This window comes from Paenibacillus daejeonensis DSM 15491, assembly GCF_000378385.1.
Classification (GTDB): Bacteria; Bacillota; Bacilli; order Paenibacillales; family Paenibacillaceae; genus Paenibacillus_D; species Paenibacillus_D daejeonensis.
Genome location: NZ_KB899662.1, coordinates 36,452 through 53,915 on the forward strand (window position 1 = coordinate 36,452; position 17,464 = coordinate 53,915).

At 56.6% G+C, this 17,464-nt stretch carries 17 protein-coding genes; 1 reads left to right on the top strand and 16 read right to left on the bottom strand.

From position 1 onward, the window contains the following. Positions 1 to 17: 17 nt before the first annotated feature. From F556_RS0113580 to F556_RS0113640, 13 genes are all read right to left on the bottom strand, one after another. A complete protein-coding gene (locus F556_RS0113580; RefSeq protein ID WP_020617512.1) occupies positions 18 to 1,211 on the bottom strand; it encodes an ATP-grasp domain-containing protein in 1,194 nt (397 codons plus the stop codon). Next, positions 1,208 to 2,341, bottom strand: a complete 1,134-nt coding sequence (locus tag F556_RS0113585; RefSeq protein ID WP_020617513.1) for a DegT/DnrJ/EryC1/StrS family aminotransferase — start codon at positions 2,339 to 2,341, stop codon at positions 1,208 to 1,210. Before F556_RS0113585 ends, F556_RS0113580 begins: the two co-directional genes overlap by 4 nt. 39 nt (positions 2,342 to 2,380) lie before the next feature. Beyond that, positions 2,381 to 3,406: a glycosyltransferase family protein gene (locus tag F556_RS0113590; protein ID WP_020617514.1), complete on the bottom strand. Its 1,026-nt coding sequence runs from the start codon at positions 3,404 to 3,406 to the stop codon at positions 2,381 to 2,383. A gap of 21 nt (positions 3,407 to 3,427) precedes the next feature. Next, positions 3,428 to 4,711 (bottom strand): glycosyltransferase, encoded by a 1,284-nt coding sequence (locus tag F556_RS0113595; RefSeq protein WP_026297282.1) that lies wholly within the window; start codon positions 4,709 to 4,711, stop codon positions 3,428 to 3,430. A 5-nt stretch (positions 4,712 to 4,716) separates the two neighbouring features. Next, positions 4,717 to 5,001 carry a FliH/SctL family protein gene (locus tag F556_RS33990; protein WP_020617516.1) on the bottom strand — a complete coding sequence of 95 codons (285 nt, stop codon included), beginning with the start codon at positions 4,999 to 5,001 and terminating at the stop codon, positions 4,717 to 4,719. 26 nt (positions 5,002 to 5,027) lie between these two features. Continuing rightward, positions 5,028 to 6,350: a glycosyltransferase family 2 protein gene (locus F556_RS0113605; protein ID WP_020617517.1), complete on the bottom strand. Its 1,323-nt coding sequence runs from the start codon at positions 6,348 to 6,350 to the stop codon at positions 5,028 to 5,030. Continuing rightward, positions 6,347 to 7,354: a GT-D fold domain-containing glycosyltransferase gene (locus F556_RS0113610; RefSeq protein WP_245583065.1), complete on the bottom strand. Its 1,008-nt coding sequence runs from the start codon at positions 7,352 to 7,354 to the stop codon at positions 6,347 to 6,349. The genes F556_RS0113605 and F556_RS0113610 overlap by 4 nt, the downstream gene beginning before the upstream one ends. 100 nt (positions 7,355 to 7,454) lie before the next feature. Next, positions 7,455 to 8,597, bottom strand: a complete 1,143-nt coding sequence (locus F556_RS0113615) for a CgeB family protein (RefSeq protein ID WP_020617519.1) — start codon at positions 8,595 to 8,597, stop codon at positions 7,455 to 7,457. Between the two features lie 33 nt (positions 8,598 to 8,630). Beyond that, on the bottom strand, positions 8,631 to 9,617 hold the full coding sequence (gene rfbB, locus F556_RS0113620) for a dTDP-glucose 4,6-dehydratase (protein ID WP_020617520.1): 987 nt from the start codon (positions 9,615 to 9,617) through the stop codon (positions 8,631 to 8,633). Then, positions 9,617 to 10,336 (bottom strand): sugar phosphate nucleotidyltransferase, encoded by a 720-nt coding sequence (locus F556_RS0113625; RefSeq protein ID WP_020617521.1) that lies wholly within the window; start codon positions 10,334 to 10,336, stop codon positions 9,617 to 9,619. Before F556_RS0113625 ends, rfbB begins: the two co-directional genes overlap by 1 nt. Before the next feature lie 18 nt (positions 10,337 to 10,354). Beyond that, complete coding sequence (locus F556_RS0113630) at positions 10,355 to 11,083, bottom strand: glycosyltransferase family 2 protein (RefSeq protein WP_020617522.1); 729 nt, start codon at positions 11,081 to 11,083, stop codon at positions 10,355 to 10,357. A gap of 12 nt (positions 11,084 to 11,095) precedes the next feature. Beyond that, positions 11,096 to 12,238, bottom strand: a complete 1,143-nt coding sequence (locus F556_RS36280; protein WP_157272768.1) for a glycosyltransferase family 2 protein — start codon at positions 12,236 to 12,238, stop codon at positions 11,096 to 11,098. A gap of 11 nt (positions 12,239 to 12,249) precedes the next feature. Beyond that, on the bottom strand, positions 12,250 to 13,062 hold the full coding sequence (locus F556_RS0113640) for a glycosyltransferase family 2 protein (protein WP_020617524.1): 813 nt from the start codon (positions 13,060 to 13,062) through the stop codon (positions 12,250 to 12,252). 194 nt (positions 13,063 to 13,256) lie between these two features. Here F556_RS0113640 and F556_RS34000 point away from each other — a divergent pair, with 194 nt between their 5' ends. Continuing rightward, entirely contained in the window at positions 13,257 to 14,144 is an 888-nt protein-coding gene (locus tag F556_RS34000) for a hypothetical protein (protein WP_020617525.1), read from the top strand. Between the two features lie 289 nt (positions 14,145 to 14,433). Here F556_RS34000 and F556_RS0113650 read toward each other — a convergent pair whose 3' ends face one another. From F556_RS0113650 to F556_RS0113660, 3 genes are read right to left on the bottom strand one after another with little or no spacing between them, the layout of a single operon-like run. Beyond that, positions 14,434 to 15,192 (bottom strand): GT-D fold domain-containing glycosyltransferase, encoded by a 759-nt coding sequence (locus tag F556_RS0113650; RefSeq protein WP_020617526.1) that lies wholly within the window; start codon positions 15,190 to 15,192, stop codon positions 14,434 to 14,436. Positions 15,193 to 15,194: 2 nt separating this feature from the next. Further along, entirely contained in the window at positions 15,195 to 16,139 is a 945-nt protein-coding gene (locus tag F556_RS0113655) for an SDR family oxidoreductase (protein WP_020617527.1), read from the bottom strand. A gap of 12 nt (positions 16,140 to 16,151) precedes the next feature. Next, positions 16,152 to 17,360, bottom strand: coding sequence for a glycosyltransferase family 4 protein (locus tag F556_RS0113660; RefSeq protein ID WP_020617528.1), 1,209 nt, complete (start codon positions 17,358 to 17,360; stop codon positions 16,152 to 16,154). Positions 17,361 to 17,464 lie beyond the last annotated feature (104 nt).

The following is a 17,464-nucleotide window of genomic DNA, read 5'->3' on the forward strand; positions in this document are numbered from 1 at the left end:
CTTGTTCGTCCATTTTGTTAGTCCTCTCCTGACAGGGGAGCCGTTTCAACCACAATATTTCGTTTGACGGACTGCAGCAGCTTCAATGCCTCTTCCAGGGTATTGCCTTTGACCACGATCTGTCCTATGCGGTCAGTTCCCACCTTGAACTGGCGTACGGGATCACCCGGCCCATAGTCAAAATTCACCTGGATGATGTCCTCTTGCTCGACATTTTCATTCTCCTGCTTGGCAAGGGTGCCGTTGCTGTCATGAATAAGCAGCTCGCACGCACATGGCGTACCTCCCAGCCGATTGAACTGCGGAGCTCTGCCTAATGCTGCCAGGACAATATGCTCGTAATAATTGCAGCCATAATACGTGGATACTAATTCAGGCAAGCAGGTCGCACCTGCACGGCCACCGATTTCCAGTACGTAGACATCCTTGCCTACCAGCATAAAGTCTGCGTTGATGGCGCAATTATCCAGACCGAGCGCAGTAATGCTGGCCTCCAGCTGATGATGAATATCCTGCAGCACCTCATCGCCAAGCACATAAGGCACATAATGCCCGATCGGCACCCCGGCGTCACCGTAAAACATGAAGTCGCCATGAGGCATCACAAATTGAATATTGCCCTCATAGACAAAGGCTTGTGCACCGAATTCAATGCCTTCCAAGAACTGTTCTACAATGAAAAATGATTGTCTTGTGGCCTGCATCACTTGCTCAAATGCGTAGTCGGTCTGCTCCAGCCGGTCTACCTTCACAATCCCTTTGCTCCCGCCGCTGTCTGTTGCTTTGAATACGACTGGCTGATTCAGTGAGAGAAAGGCCGCTCGGGCTTCCTCTTTGCTGCTTACTCGCACATACGATGCCGTACGTACCCCGTGCTTGGAAAATGCCTGTTTCATCTCCCATTTGTTCGAAGAGAGACGCGCGGCAGCTTCACTGATCCCCCGAAGCCCCATCGCATCGGACACGACGCCCACCGCTCTGACGGCTACATCCGTTCCCGTCGTACATATGCCATCAATTGCTTCCTTGCGGGCAATGGCCAGCACGCCTTCCAGATCCGTCGTATCGACATCATACACGCGGTCGGCGAAGCGAAAGCCCGGATATTTGCCGGGACGGCTGATGACGATGACCTCCAGTCCCAGATCCTTGGCTGTCTGAATGAGGGGCAGCTGGGAAATCCCTGCCCCCAGGACCATCAGCCGACTCATGGCTGGTACTCCCTCACCCGGCTAATGATGCGATCCAGATCCGCATCGCTCAGATTAGGGTGAATCGGCAGCGTCAGGATATGCTTCCAGATAGCCGTTGTCCGCGGTACAATGGCCTGACTGTCAATATAGCAAGGGTGCAGATGGCAAGGATAGTAGTGCACTCCGGTTGCAATATTATGCTCTTGGAGATGGCCAATCAGACGGTCACGATTCGATTCGTCAGGTAATCTCACCTGGAAGAGGTGCCATGAACTGGAGGCATAGTCCTTCTCCTGGGGCAACGTGAGCCAGGCCAGATCACTCAGCTCCGCCTGATACCGCTCCGCCACCGCCCGCCGTCGTCCGTTCAACTGGTCCAGCTTGCCCAGCTGAACTAGCCCAATGGCCGCTTGAAGATCATTCATATGATATTTATAGCCGACATCATCCACATAATATTGCCATGCGTACACTTTTTCCGTCGATGAACGCATCCACGTATCGCGGGAGATGCCCACCCAACGCTTCGCCCGGATTTTGCGGTCCATCCACTCCGCTTTACAGGTAATGGCGCCACCTTCGCCGCTCGTCAGGTTCTTGACCGCATGGAAGCTGAAGCAGGTGAGCTCACTGATCGAGCCGATGCGTTGGCCTTTGTAAGACGCCCCGCAAGCATGAGCCGCATCTTCAATCACCTGGATGCCATGATTCTGGGCAACCGCATGAATCGCGTCCATATCGCAGGGGTGGCCACCCATATGAACGACGATGACCGCCTTGGTCCGGGGCGTAACCCGCCGGTCAATCTCGTCTGCGGAGATGTTCAACGAATCCGTCTCAATATCGGCAAAGACGGGAGTTGCTCCCACATAACGCACGGCATGGACCGTAGAGATAAAGGTCATCGAGGGCACAATGACTTCATCCCCCGGCCCAATCTTCAATACGTCCAGGGCAAGATGGAGCGCAGCTGTTCCAGAATTGAGGGCACTTGCAAAGCGAGTACCGGCAAACGTGGCAAATTCTCGTTCAAACTGCTCGGTTTTGGGTCCCAGTCCCAGCCAGCCCGAACGCATGACCTCCGACACGGCATCGATCTCTTCCTGGCCGATAGATGGCTGCAGGACAGGGATATGTTTATGCTCCAACGCGTTTTGCTCCTTTCTTACACAGGCAAATTTGATAGACTAGGCTTCCAAAATCAACGTTCGCCAGCTTTCCGCACAGGCGTCAATGGAGAAGCGCTCGCGCGCTTGGGTCAAGGCAGCCTCCCGGATCTCGGCACGGAGCTGCGGTTGCTCGATCAGCTCGCAGAGCGCTTCATACCAATCGTCTCTCCCGGAGCCTGCCAGCATGCCATTCCCTTTATGCGTAATCCAATTGTTATAAGGCGGCGTATCGGCATAGATCCCAGCGATCCCGCAGGCGGCATACTCCCGATACTTGTTGTTGGTTTTGCAATCATGCAGGAGCGTATGCTCCAACGGGGCCAGCCCAATATCCCAGTTGGAGCGGTAGAGACGCTTCAAGAAGTTCTGATAATTACCGTCATGATGGGCAAACGTTACTTGATGCAAGCCCTCCAGCCCTTCCGGGATGTAGCCAAAAAACTCAATTTTGATGCCATCCCCATATTTTCGAGCAATGCCACGCAACGCGTGAATGACTGGGCCGAAGGCTGCTTCTTTCTTGCCGCCCTCATATCCGATGAAAACCCGGTCATCCCGTTTGTCAGATTTATCGAAGCTGTCCAGCAAGGCGAAGTCGACACTTCCTGGGAAGCTGACAATATGGCGTGGTTGAAAGTGCGTCTGTAGATGCCGGGCGAAAAAATCTGAAGCTACTTTGACGATTGCCGCATGCTTCAAAAACTTGACATAGGTATCCCGTCTTGCCGGCTCATGATAATAGCGTCCCATGTCTGAGCCCGGGGCCATTGCCATAAAATGATCATCAATCACATAGACCGTTTTCTTGCCCATCCCGTTTGCCAGCTCCAGAAGCTTGTAGGCCGCAGGCTGCACCGTTCTGAAAAATAAAATGACATCGGCAGACGCCAAGTCTCCTTTGCTCACATCATCATCGGAGAGAACCTTGAAGTTGCATACCCCCTGCCGTTCCAGATGACGAAACGGCTGTTCGATCCCGATCTTGTACGAGACAATCCTCTCAGATCCGATGATCAGTACCTGCATCCCTGCTCTTCTACCCATCTTATGCTCCCTCCCTCGTCTCTAATGCCGGAAGACATGCTGGTTCCACTGGGCTGCACAATGCTCCACCGAGAACTCGCCGCGCGCCTGGGCTTCCGCTTGTACGCGGATGCGCTCGCGCATCGCTGGATCCTCGATCATCTCGCGCAGACCTTTGTACCATCCGTCTTCCGTGTGAGGGACCAGGTATCCCGTCTCGCCCTGCTTGATCCATGGACGATACACGGGCGAATCCGTATAGAGACCCGGGATGCCGCAGGCCCCGTATTCTCTCAGCTTATTGTTGGTCTTGCAGTTATTGAACGGATGCACCGCCAGCGGGGCAATCCCGATATCCCAACCACTCTGCTTCAGCTTGCGAATGAAGCTGCGATATTCCTGGTTGCCTTCCACATGCTTGACATTCGGATGGTCCGCAAGCTCTGCCGGGACGTACCCATAGAACTCCAGGGTAATAAAACCGCCGTAGTAATCGAGGATCCGCCGTAATGCTGGCACGACAACGACGAAGTCTTCTTCCTTGCTGCCGCCCTCGTAGCCGATAACTACCTGACCGCTGGTTCTCGATGTCCGCTCCACGCCATCCAGCCAGGCGAAATCGACGCTGGCAGGGAAGTAAACGACTTTGCGCTTGAACTTTGCTTCGATATAGGAGCCCAGCTCCGGCGAGTCGACCTTGATGATATGCGCGTGTGTCAAAAACTGGCGGAACGTCTCCTTCCGCTCAGGCACCTGATAATAATCGCCTACAGGCGTGTTCGCCGGAATCTCAAGGAAGTTGTCGTCAATGACATAGACGGTCGTTTTGCCCAGCGCATGGGCAAGCTCAAGCAGGGCGAAGGATGACGGTTCGACATTGCGCAGGAAGATGATCGTATGGGCTGCCTCGATCAGCTCGCGGCTCACTTCCTCCTCTGTATGCACCGCAAACGAGAAATCCCCCCGCTTCTGCAGCTCGCGGAACGGCTGGACAATGCCAATGTCGAGCGATGCGATATGGCCTGCCGTAATGACCAGGACATCCAGTTGTCCGATGGCAGGAGCTGGCGTGGCGGGCGTTTCCGACAGGACCGCCTCCGGCGGCTGCTCGGCCACGGCAGTCTTCGCATTCTCCACCCCGCGGGCATAGCCGTCCCGGCGGCCTTGCTCGAAGCCTGCGATGTGCCCTTGCTGGTACGGGCTCAAGCCTGGCTTCACACCATTCTTCCGCGCCACCTTGCGCGAGGGCTGCCGCCTGCGGGAGGCGCCCCCTCGCTTGGCGGCTTTGGGCCGTCTGACTTTCTTCTTGTGCTTCCTCAGCGCCATCGCCATCATGCTCCTTTATAAGCTTCCTGGTGGCCGGCCTCCATGCCCTCTGCATAACCGACATTGAATCCGTCATTATAAGCCTCATCAAACCCTGCATCGAAGGCCTGATTATAGGCTGCAGCGGTGGGTGCTACGGGGATGCTCGCGCTTCTATTGCGGGCAACGAGACGGCGGCCAGTTTTGCGTTTGCCTTTGACGCCCTTGCGTAACGGAGCTTTTCGTACCACTTTGCGGATTCGCTTCTTGCCTGCTGCGGCCCCTGCGCTCTTCTTCTTGCGCTTCATCATCGTTCTCCATCCTCCTAATAATGGGATTAGATATGTTCCGACTTGATCAGCGGCGGGGCAATCAACGGAACGCCCTCCGGCAGATTGTCTTCCACAACTAGACTGTGGATGGCATCCTCTGTGAAATTCCAGCCGGCAACAGCACGCCGATTGATGAACCGATGACACTGTCCCGCACGGTATTGATACATTCCCCGGGGCTTGCTTACCACCAATCCGTCGCACAGCTTACCCGACAGACCGGCTTCGCGAATGGCAGCCAGTCGGTGCAGGACCTCCTCGGAGGTGAACACCCCGCCCAGCGGCCACCCCGACAGATCCACCCTGGAGACACGCACGGCTCTCTGTTCGCAGGGACCGCCCGGGCCTTCCTCGATCTGATAGCGGAATCCGCCCTCTATCCAGTAGAGCTTGGGGCCGGGCCCTTTGACGACGATGCTGGTCGGATACAGTTCTGTCGTCTTTACCGACGTTCCTGACTGCCAGCCAAGGGCAAGCAGACCATGCGGGTCCGACCATTTGTCGGCATAGTACTGCAGATTACGGCCGTACACCTCGTCGAACTTGCCTTCCAGCGATTTCATGGACACACTGCCATAGTGATGAATGAACGTATCCCGCGCGATAATGAGCTGCTCCCCCAGTATGCGCGTTCGCAAGCCGTAATCATCATCCTCGCAGTTGCCAATCTCGAAGCCTTCGTCAAAATAACCAAGCCGCTCAAAGGTGGACCGTCGCATGAGCATGCAAAATCCCGTAAGCCGGGCGGTTACCTGCCATGCTGCCGGATCCGGACGGTTATAGGCGCTCGCAAACGCCTGCATCTCCGTCATTGTCGCGTAGTCAACCTCCAGCAGTTGATCCCCGCTAATATAGTTCGTCATCGGTCCCACAATGCCGTGCTGTGGATTGTGATGCAGACAATATAGCAGGTTGGATAGCCATCCCTGAGTAACCACCGAATCATTATTCAGGATCATCAAGGTCGTTCCTCTGGCCATCATCAGCCCCTGATTGACCGAACCGGCAAAACCCAGATTGCCCGGGTTGATCCGGTACCGGACGCCTTGGAGCGAGCGCAGATACTCACCCGTTCCGTCATTGGAGGCATTGTCAACGATAATCAGCTCGTAGGGCTCCGGCGTATAAGCGCGGATGCTGTCGATGCATTCCCGTAGATAATGGACTTTATTATAGGTCGGAATAATAATACTGGTCCCTTGAAAAGGCATCAAAAATTGGGCACTGCCTGCCGCAACCCCGCGGCTGTAGCCATCATCGAAGCCCTGCGCATAGCCTTTCCTGGCTCCGTCGGCATACCCGCCCTCCATCTGCAACGGTTTGCTCATAAGACTGCCTCCCCTTTGCTGAAAGCATCGGCAAGGTGACCGAAGTCGATGGCCGTCCGGCCAAGCTCGGATGCGATGCGTTGCACAATGATGACTGCGGGGATGCCGGCGCTGACCAGTGCAATGTCAAAGGTATGGCTGCTGATCGCGTGCATCACCCTCGGCACATCCTGGATACCCTCCACAGGCGCGACCGTACCGGCCACTTGAATACCGCCTCCGCGGAGCGCCGCGGCCAGCCCTTCCGCAGCGTTGCCGACAATCAGCACCCGCCGTCCCTGAAGCAGAACCGGCAAGTACCGCTCCAGATAAATGGCATAATTAACCGTCGACAGCGTTAGCTGGAGCTGCCGGTAATCGATCCCGTGCGCCCGGAATACAGCAAAAGCAAGCGGCTGAAAATTCGGTAAGCGCAGCTTGGGAATGCCGACGATATCTGCTTTGCATACCGCCTCGACCAGTTGGTTACGGGCGGCGTGATCCGGCAGCCGGATGCCTGCATACGGCAGAAAGTCGCCTTGCTTCAGCAATTCTTCGTCACTCAGCACGGTCCCCTGCGCCATCGTCAGCAACTCCCCGTCACCCAGCCTGACCACGGACAATGGCCGCCCCGTGTTCATGGCATGACCCAGTCGGCCTGTAACCTCCATGGCGTTCAGCACATGAATCTTGGCCGGCTGCAGGGCCCGGATGCCAGCTTCAATAATGTGCTGCACGCCGATATCCGGCAGCATTTCTTCGTCTGGCAGAATGGTATCGACAATCCCTTCGCCACCTTCGTACAAACCACGCCGATAGGCCTCTTCCTTGAGGCGGTCCAGCTCCGCTGCCGGCTCGGCCTGCCGGCTGAGCAATGCTGCATCATAGCCGGCATCGTACCCCTGATTGTAGGATAAGGCCGCTTGCTCCTGCAGGCGCTGCGTCCATTGCGCCTCTGCCGCCGCGCCCCCGCCTGCGGGTAGTCGGCGCTTGCCAGTCCGGCCAGTGGCACGGCGCAATCTCACCCTTTGCCTCTTCCTGGCACGCTGCATGTTCTGCTCCTCCTCATCTCCATCCTGTGAGTATATATATTCGTATGACGGATGCCCGGACAGGTACAGCCAACTATATTGTCACGCCTCCCGGGAATACATGCTCCAGCAGGGTATGCAGGCGCCAGTCATACGTATGATGTCTCCGTGTCCGCAGCAACCCTCGCAGCGCTATCTTGCGGCGCTCCTCCTCGTGGGTGAGGTAGTGTTCCAGCTTGGCGATCAACTCTTCGTAGGTGGAGAAGAGGGCAATTTCCTCATCGGCCTTGTACCAGTTGCCCAGATCCGCGCGCACGTCCGCCAACTGCAAGGTGCCGCAGGCTGATATCTCGAACGTACGCGGATTGGGCGAGGCTGCAGGCAGCTTGATCCGGTTGGCATTGATGGTGTCATCGTCTACCGAACGGTGAAGGTTGATGACAATCTTGGCCCCGTTGTAATAGCTTGCCGTCTCTTCAGGCGTCATCCAATCACCCAGCCGGATACTGTCCGACAGCTGATTGTAGTGCTTCAGCCGGTCCCACCACCATCCCGCAATCACTACCTTGCGATTCTGCAGATACGGTGCCAGACGGTCAATCAGATCGATACGGTTCCAGAAGCCTGTGCCGATAAAGCAAATGTCCGACTGGTATTGCTGCGCCACCTGACGCGGATGGAAGAGCGCTGGAGTTGCAGCGAATGGCAGATAATACACCTGACGACACCCAAGACTCTCATAGAAGGCAACACAGCTCTGCTCCAGGGTGAAGATGTAGTCATAACGCGGCCCAATGGCGCTCGTCCAGTCCGTGTAATACGGGTCATCCGTAAACCAGACAGCTGTCCGGATGCCCAGCTTGCGCAGCTGCTCGACCTGCTCCGCCGGAAACACAACTCCGTTCAGTACCAGGACCAGATCCGGCCGGTGCTTGGCTGCTGTCTGGGCTACGTCATCCGAAGGCGAAGCCACCGTCACCTTCGCCGCCCGGGATCGCAGCGCCTCAATGACCGCCGCATCCAGAGCAGGGTAGGGCACACCGATGCCGGCAGTCACATAGAGCACATGAACAGCCTTCACTGGCAGCAGTGGCGGCTCAAGAGCGGCCAGACCGCCCTGAAGCATACCGATGCGATAGCCTTCCTCGTGGCCGCGCCGAAAGCCCGCCTCCCTGCCGGCTGCCGCCGCTTCCGGAATCGTCTGCGATTCCGGACTGACTGTATCGTTTGTATGCATGCTTAAGCCTCCATTTGCTATTCGTTTCTTGAATCAGGGCTGACCAGGAGAACCATCGACAAGTCGGCCCCACCAGCCGGGATGGGCGACATACCATTCCACTGTCTGACGCAGTCCTTCGGCAAAGGTATGCTGCGGCAGCCATCCCAGCTCACGGCTCATTTTGCCCGCATCAATGGCATAGCGGCGGTCGTGTCCCGCGCGATCGGTCACGAATTCCAGCTGCGACTCCGGCTTGCCAAGATGCTGGAGAACCAGCCTGGCAATCTCCAGGTTCGTATGCTCGTTATGACCGCCGATATTGTAGACCTCGCCAGCCTTTCCTTGATGAAGCAGCAGATGAATGGCCCGGCAATGATCCTCGACATGCAGCCAATCCCGGATATTCAACCCGTCTCCGTAGATCGGGATCGGCTGATCTCGCAGCGCGCGAATGATCGCCATCGGGATCAGCTTCTCCGGATATTGGCGGGGACCATAGTTGTTGGAGCAGCGCGTAATGATAACGGGCAGTCCGTACGTTTCACTATAGGCGCGAGCGATCAGGTCGGAGCCCGCCTTGCTTGCAGAGTAGGGGCTATTGGGCATGATGGGACTGTCTTCTGTGAAGTAGCCATGCTCGCCGAGCGAGCCATAGACTTCATCCGTGGAGATGTGGAGAAAACGGGGAATCTTGTGCATTCTGGCGGCCTCCAGGAGTACCTGGGTGCCAACGACATTCGTATCAATGAAGGGGCGGGGATCCGAGATGCTGCGATCGACATGCGATTCGGCGGCAAAATGGATGACAGCATCAACGCCTTCGGCCATCAGAGCGTTGACCAATGAAGAATCTGTAATGCTGCCATGCACCTCGCGGTACCCGGGATGCTGCCGGACCGCAGCCAGGTTATCCGGATTGCCCGCATACGTGAGGGCATCGAGGTTGATAATCTCGCATCCTTTCTCCTGATCCAGCATATGCAGGATGAAATTGCTGCCGATAAATCCCAAGCCTCCGGTAACGAGCACTCGGTTCATCAGTTGCTCCCCCCCATCAGACGATTGCCGGCCTCCTGCAGCGAGTCGAAGGTGCCTGCGTCGGTCCACCAGCCGCTGAGCATCGCATACCCCAATTCGCCCCGCGACGCATAGACATTATTGACATCCGTGATCTCCAGCTCACCGCGGGCCGAGGGCTCAATGCCATCGATGATGTCAAATACGCTGTAATCATACATGTAGATCCCTGTCACACAGTAAGAGGAAGGCGGCTGCTCCGGCTTTTCCACGATCGAAACGATGCGGTCACCATCCAGTACGGGGACGCCGTAACGCCGGGGGTCTGGCACCTGCTTGAGCAACACTCTTGCTCCCCGTTCCTGCAATTCGTAATCCGCAGCATATCCGCTCAGATCATCCTCGAACAGATTATCGCCGAGAAGCACCACACAACGCTCATCCGGCTTCACAAAAGCCTTGGCACTGCTCAGCGCCTGCGCAATCCCACCGGCTTCTTCCTGGATTTTGTAGCTTAACTGCACGCCCCATTCCTCCCCGCTGCCGAGGAGCTGGGTATACATGCCAGCAGAATGCGTACCGATCACGAGCAGAATGTCCTTGATGCCCGCCTTGCGCAGCTTCTCCACACTATGGATGATCATGGGCACCCGGCCAACCGGAAGCAAATGTTTGTTGATGATCTTCGTGAGCGGATAGAGCCGGCTGCCGGTACCGCCAGCCAGTATGATGCCTTTCATAAGATCCTCCCTCTCCTTCTAGATAAAGACTGCCGGATCAACCTGCCACTTGGCGATGAACTGCTGGCGATTGCGCTCGATCAGCTCCTGCACCCGCTGCTCTCCGTCGCGCGAGAAGCTGGAGCTGCCATGATGGAACACGAACACATCACCGGCGATCATCAGCCGATAACCGGCCAGCCTGGCACGGTAACAATAATCGTCGTCCTCGTAATGGCCCTGCCCATACCGCTCGTCAAGGAAGCCGATTCGCTCCAACAGCTCGCGCTTGAACAGGAAGCAGAGACCGACAATCCGCTGAGCAGGCTGCCAGCTCCCCGGATTTTGACGGTTAAAGCGTTCCGTCATATCGTCCACATGGGTGAAGGGTTCGGTAATCTGCTGACGTCCGCTGGCGAAATTGGTCAAAGGTCCGACAATCCCGATTTCTGGTTCGCTGTGCAGACAGGCAAGCAGATGCTTCAGCCAATCCCGGGTTACCAGCACATCATTGTTCAGCAGCAGCAACGAATCGCCAGAGGCCAGCTTGAGACCTGCATTGCAAGCGGCAGGAAACCCACGGTTTGCGGGCAACGAGATGAACGTCACCTTCTCTTGGCGGCAGATATCGGCAGTTCCGTCGGTTGAGCCGTTGTCGACGACAATGATCTCCACGGGCTCCGGCGTATGCTGCCGAATCGCATAGAGGCAGTCCTTCAGCAGATCCCTGCCGTTGAACGTGGGGATGATGATGCTCGTTTTTGACATAGGCTCTCCCTTCTATGACATGATGTAGCCGCGCTGCCGCAGCTGATCCGGAAATCCCAATCGGGCGCCGCGACGCTGCATCGCCGCCTGCAGCGCTTCGATATGGTCGCCCACGATCATCTGTGCTACCGCATTGTTGCCGCCAGTATTCTGCGAGCGGATCCGATTGCCGCTAATGACGTCGACGCTGGCCGGACAGACTAGCTTGAGTCCTTGCTCGATAGCTATGACTTGCGCTTTGGGGGGGACGGACAATTGCGGCGCACCGATGCGGAGCAAGGCCTCCCGACTGAGGGCATGCGGCACCGCTGTGAGTGAATTGGCTGCCAGGTCGGCTCGCCCCATGGCGCGGTTGACGAATTCCTTGACAACCGTTACCTTATCCCGTACCGCGAATAAACCAAGCAGCGGCGAAATATCGTTCAAAGCCACGTCTGACCCTTCGCTAATGGCCGCTACAAACGGCACGAGCTGCTCTGCCTTGACTGGCAGATCGCCGTCCAGAAACAACAGAATATCTGAATCCGCCAGCTTGGCTCCGACCGCGCGGCCGACATCATGGCCTAGTGGCTCATCATAATGCACGATAATACTCGAGGATTGATTACGAATCCGCTCGAAGCTGGCGTCAGTCGATCCATTGACGACAAAGATCATCTCATGCAGCGGCAACCGCTGCAGCTCCGCAATGATCGCTCCCACTGTCTCCTGCTCGTTCATAACAGTAATGACTACACCGATTGTTTTGGTTGTCGGGACCAGCACCCAGCGTTGATCGTAGCCTCCCGCCATGCTGCGCCATCCCTCCATGAATCGGGCGGCTGCGGCGGAATAGAGCGTCCAGGGCGGCTTGCCGGCAGCCTGGCACCAGGTGGCCCACGCCTCGTTTACGCGGGCATGCTCGGATTCACCCGGAGCCTCAACAGACCGGTGATTTGCAGCTGCCGTAGCTGCTGCGCAGCCTGCTGTATAGGCCCTGCCGGCCCAGTACGCCGCATGCTGCTGGGACACCGGTGCTCTCGCCCGGCGCCTGACCACGCCTTTGCGGCGGAGCGGCTTTCGCTTGGCTGCCGGCCCTTTGCGCACGCCGGTACGCAATCTCGCTCTAGTGCCAGGACGCGCCTTGCGCTTTGCGGGTCCCCTCTTGCCTGCCATACGCGCCGCCATCAGCACACACTCTCGCGGCTGCGTCCGCCATCGGTGAGACGGCCTCTGACATCAGTTTGAGCCACATGCCAGGCCAGAGCTTCCAGATGGTCGCCGATAATGAGCCGCTCCAGCGGATCGACGCCCCGCACCCTGCCTCTCGCGCGGCGGCGATTGCGTCGTCCCACCTCCACATAATGGGCCGCCCGCACCTGTAGACCGTGAAATGCGGCGATGGTCTGCGCTTTCGGCGGCACCGCCAGATTCTCACAGCCAATAATATCTCTGGCGCGCCTGCTCATCGCGTGCGGAATCGTGGTCAGCGACGCGCCCGTATTCACAGCATCCCCTACCATCAGATTCAAGGCATGCTTTGCCAGCACGACGCCGTGCACGTGCATCAGTCCCGTCGGCCCCAGATATTGATTCAACGCCACGTCAGCCCCGGCGATGACCGCATTTGTCATCGCTGCCAAGTCTTTGGCGGCTATGACGATATCCCCGTCAGTGAACAGCAGTACCTCTCCCCGGGCCGCGCGGGCTCCGATGCTCCGGCCCACATCGTGTCCCAGCGGCTGAGCATAGCGAAGCACCCGGGCCCCCATGCGTTCCGCCAATTCCGCAGAGCCGTCGGTCGAGCCGTTGGCGACGACGATGACCTCCGTGGACGGATGAGCCAAGGCGGCCTGACGAATCACCGCGCCCAGCGTACGGCGTTCATTGACGACGGGGATGATGACCGAGACCTTGGGGGTGTCCGTAGGAGGGATGGTGAACAGAGAACGCCGAAGCCCCGTTCGTGAGCCAGGCTTCACTTTGCTTCGTTTCGGCATATTCCTCACCTGCTTCATCAGTTTTGTAATCATTGCTACCCACAGTGTATGTACAGCCGCGCATAAGGCAACGGCATTCGTCCCACGATTCGGGAATTCGGCAGGCGGGCCCCGAACCGCCTGGTGCACTTATCCCTTGCAGGCCCGAATCCGTCGCATACAATACAGAAGAGTATGGAGAGGAGTGATAGGATATGAGAGCGATGGGGATTGCGCCATTTGTTTTTGGCGATTATACGCGGTTCATCCCCTTCTATATCTACAGCATCCTGAGCAACTACCCGGATTACGGGATCAAAATTTTTACGCAAGGCACGCTTGACCGGAACGAAGAACGCTGCCTGCAGCTTCTTGAGCAGCGATTTCCTGGTTCATTCGAGATTCGGACCAACTATATGCGTAAGCTTGTTTTGCCGCCTGGCGATCCGCAGACCCGGACCAAGATCAAAAAAGCACTGCGGTGGCTCATCCCTTACAAGGAGCTTAAAGGGTTTCAAAACGTCTATATTGGCGATGTCGACTTTCTGATCGTCAAGGAATCGCCGGCTATGCTTGAAGCCCATCTGCATCATTGCAAGACGACAGGTCTGCCATTCAGCAATGCTATTCGGCCCGGTACCCGCAGACTATCGGGTTTGCATTTTTTCAGAGTCGATGAGTATTTTCAGAAAATGACCCCAGTCATTGATTACTATATGGAGAACTTGAATGAGGTCGGCGATATCGTGACCAGAGGAAAGGGAAATGAGGAATTCTTGTACCATATGATTGAACGGGGTATCGGCTTCAAGGGCATCGACAAGCTCCGCTACCGGCCCCACCACGGTTTTCATCTGGGCAATGTCATCAATCGGCAGATCAAGGCAGGTTACCTCGGATACGGCCAGCCAGCGAGCAGCAAGCCCGGCAAGCCGAGTCTGGATCGAATCAAACCGCAATTAAAGGCATACTATGAAGATCCGCTGTTTCTTGACATGTTGGAGCTCATCCCCGATGAGCAATTGATCTCGCTGGGTGGCATCCTGTTTGGCGACAAGGCCGGCAAGCGACTGCGCAAGCTGATAGCTGGGCTGGATGGCTGAGACAGACGGAGAGAGAGGAAAACGAGCTACACTCAGCACTCAGTATCCTCCTGCGGTCATGAATCGATATTCGGTAATCAGAAGACTGCCCCCTGAAGCAAGGGCTGCTCACAGTTCCCAGCGCGAGGAACAATTGTGCGCTACAGCAGATAACCAGCGGGTGGCCTGGCACATCTGATCCACAGCATACAAAAATACATTTTAAAAGGCTGCTCTGCCGCATTCACGGTCAGAGCAGCCTTCTTTTTAGCTTAACCTCTTAACCTGGCTGTCTCATTAGACATTCATCTTACATCTTCATCAGCTTGCTGAGCCCCACCTTGCGGATGAAGCCCGTTTCCACGACTTCTTTGGTTGCCAGCGACGTCATGCCCTGGCCGATATCGAAGGCGACCTTTCCATGCGTACGAGCGATGTAGGGAGCCAGCACAATCGCATTAACTCCTGCCGATAACAAGCAGAGATCATAGTCCAGCTTGTCAAGCTTGCGTTTGACGCTGCCAATCTCGGTATAGGACTTGATCGGCAGCGAAGCAACGATCTCAAAATTCAATTTATGCTTCCAACGCCGGTTCATCTCGTTGCGAGCAGCTTTGGCCGTGTTGCCGATCAGCACGACCTTGCGTCCGCGCATCATATCTTTGAATTTGGGACGCTGTGAGAACATGACAACCCGGCGGATCAAGGAATCATAGACGTATTTGGGCTGAATCCCATAGGTTTTGAAGACAAGCTCGGTCATCTTGCCAGCCTTCATCGTATTGCGCAACTGGATGTTATACCCGACAATATCCGCTTGCTTGACGGCCGCCACCAAGTCGTTTCTGAGGGCAATATTCGGAAAAGTAAACCCCCGGAGCTTTACCCCACTGTTCGTCACAATCGCTTCCTTGTGATTCATAAATTCCTCTTCGGACAAGATCCGGTACTGGGCCATCGCGTAGCTCTCCGTCGCGCCGACTGAAATGACCGACAACGGCTTTTTTTGCTCCAGCGCCCGAATAATCCGATCCATCAACCGTCCGCTATTCAATACTTTGGCTTCCATCCTCATCCCACTCCCTTGTTCTCTTGGTACCAGCCGAGCGTCCGTTTCAAGCCCTCGTCGAAGGCGACGACCGGCCGATAGCCCAGTAGACGCTCTGCCAATCCGATATCGGCATGGGAATGCTTGACGTCCCCTTGCCGGTCGGGGCCATGAACGGGCTCGATCTGCAAGCCAAGCATACCGTTGATCCGGTCAACAATATCAGCTAGCGCAACACTTCCCCCGCCGCCGATATTGGCCGCCTCCCCTCGCAGCAAGGGCGCCTTCAGCGCCAGGAGGTTGGCTTCAATCACATTGTCGATGTACGTGAAATCTCGGGATTGGCGGCCATCGCCATGGATATGCGGGGACTGGCCAGAGAGCATGGCACGAATGAATTTGGGGATAACCGCGGCATATTCCGAGTCCGGATTCTGGCGGGGACCGAACACATTGAAGTAACGAAGCGTCACCGTCTCCAGCCCGAACAGCTCAGCGTACAGCCTGGCATAGGTTTCTCCCGCCAGCTTGTTCAGTGCATAGGGCGAAGCCGGAGCTGTGCGCATGGTCTCCACCCTCGGCAGCCCTGGCTGATTGCCATAGACAGAGGAAGAGCCTGCGAATACCAGGCGCTCCACCCCTGCGGCAGCGGAGGCTTGCAGCACATGAAGGGTCCCCGTAATGTTCACCTCGTTGCTGCTGAGCGGATCTCTGATCGAGCGGGGCACCGATGGAAGAGCGGCCTGATGCAGCACAGCTGTGGCCCCGCGCACCGCCTTGTGAACCGTCGCATAATCTCGGATGTCGCCTTCGATAATCTCGCAATCCGCCTGGACCTCGCTCAGATTGCCAGGATGGCCGGTAGAGAAGTTATCCAGCACAGTAACTCGCTTTCCCTGCGAGAGCAGCGCACGTACCAGGTGCGACCCGATGAAGCCGCCGCCGCCCGTCACGACAATTTTACTCACCTGATTCCCTCCCTACATATAAATGCCTGTCAATCTGCGATAGACGGCCTCGCAAGCTTCCAGAATGACAGCTGCGTCATAGTGAGCTGCCACCCGGCGGCGGTTATGCTTACCCGCCCGTTTGCGCAGCTTGTCGTCCTTATACATGGTCAGCATGGCTTCACCAAGCGCAGGGACATCCCCATAGTCATACATAATGGATGGATTGCCCTCCCCGAGCAGCTCCGGCACGCCGCCAACCCTGCTTGCAATGACCGGAAGGCCACAAGCCATAGCCTCCAGCAATGTGTTCGGGACATTCTCATTGCGTGAGCCGAACAAGAAGGTGCGGAAGCTCTGATAGTGCTGAATCAGTTCATGGCGCGGCACATAGTTGACATGATGAATGCGGCGGCGCACCGATTTGGGAAGACCTTTGATTAACCGGGTATAATAGTTGGTTCCATCCCCCGCGCTCTTGGGTCTGCCTACCAGATGCAGCTCCGCTTCCGGTCCGCAGCGATCTGCTATTTGGGCAAAGGCTTGAATGATTGTGTCCACCCCTTTGGCCTGACTAAGCTTGCCTACATAGCCAAACACAAAGCGCTCCTTATTAGTCTTGGTACTGGGATTGAATAATGTGGCATCAATGGCGTTGCCGACGAAGGCGACCGGCTTGGTCTGATCCAGTCCGACGGCTCGGCGCACAGCGTCCCAAGTCGCCTGGCAGGGCGAGATGACAAGATCACAGCGTTGCAGCTGCTTGCGTTCCATGCGTAGATTCCGCTCCTCGTCAGGCGTCAGGAGTCGATGCTGCTTCTTATAGGGCTTGGAGGAGGAATGGAGCCGAACGACTACCTTGGGCTTGCGGAGCAGCGGATTCGTGTTCCGAACCTGGAAGAAATCATATCCCTCGGCATTAAACTCAGCGAATTGAACGATGTCGTAAGCATAGCGCTGAAGCAGTTGCTCCAGCGCCTGAGCGACAGCCCGGCTCCGGGAGCGGACGCGCGGGTACGCATCCGAACGCATCGGGTCGGACGGGATCCGCCATACTTTCACGTGACCGTCAATATAGGAGAGTTCTCCTTCAGGCGAATGGGTGAGGACCGTGATATCATGTCCCCGCTGCGCCAGGCCCTGCGTCAGCTCGTAGTAAGTTGTGGCAATCCCGCTGCCCCCGAAGGCTCCGTCCGGATAAGGGTATTCATAGGTCACGAACAGGATCGAGAGAGGTTTCAAACGCTACACGCTCCTTAACCAAACTATGAACTACGTTTCCCACAATGTATGTCGCAACTGGTCGGACGGACCCGCCACCCACCTAGTACGCTTCTCTTTTTTAT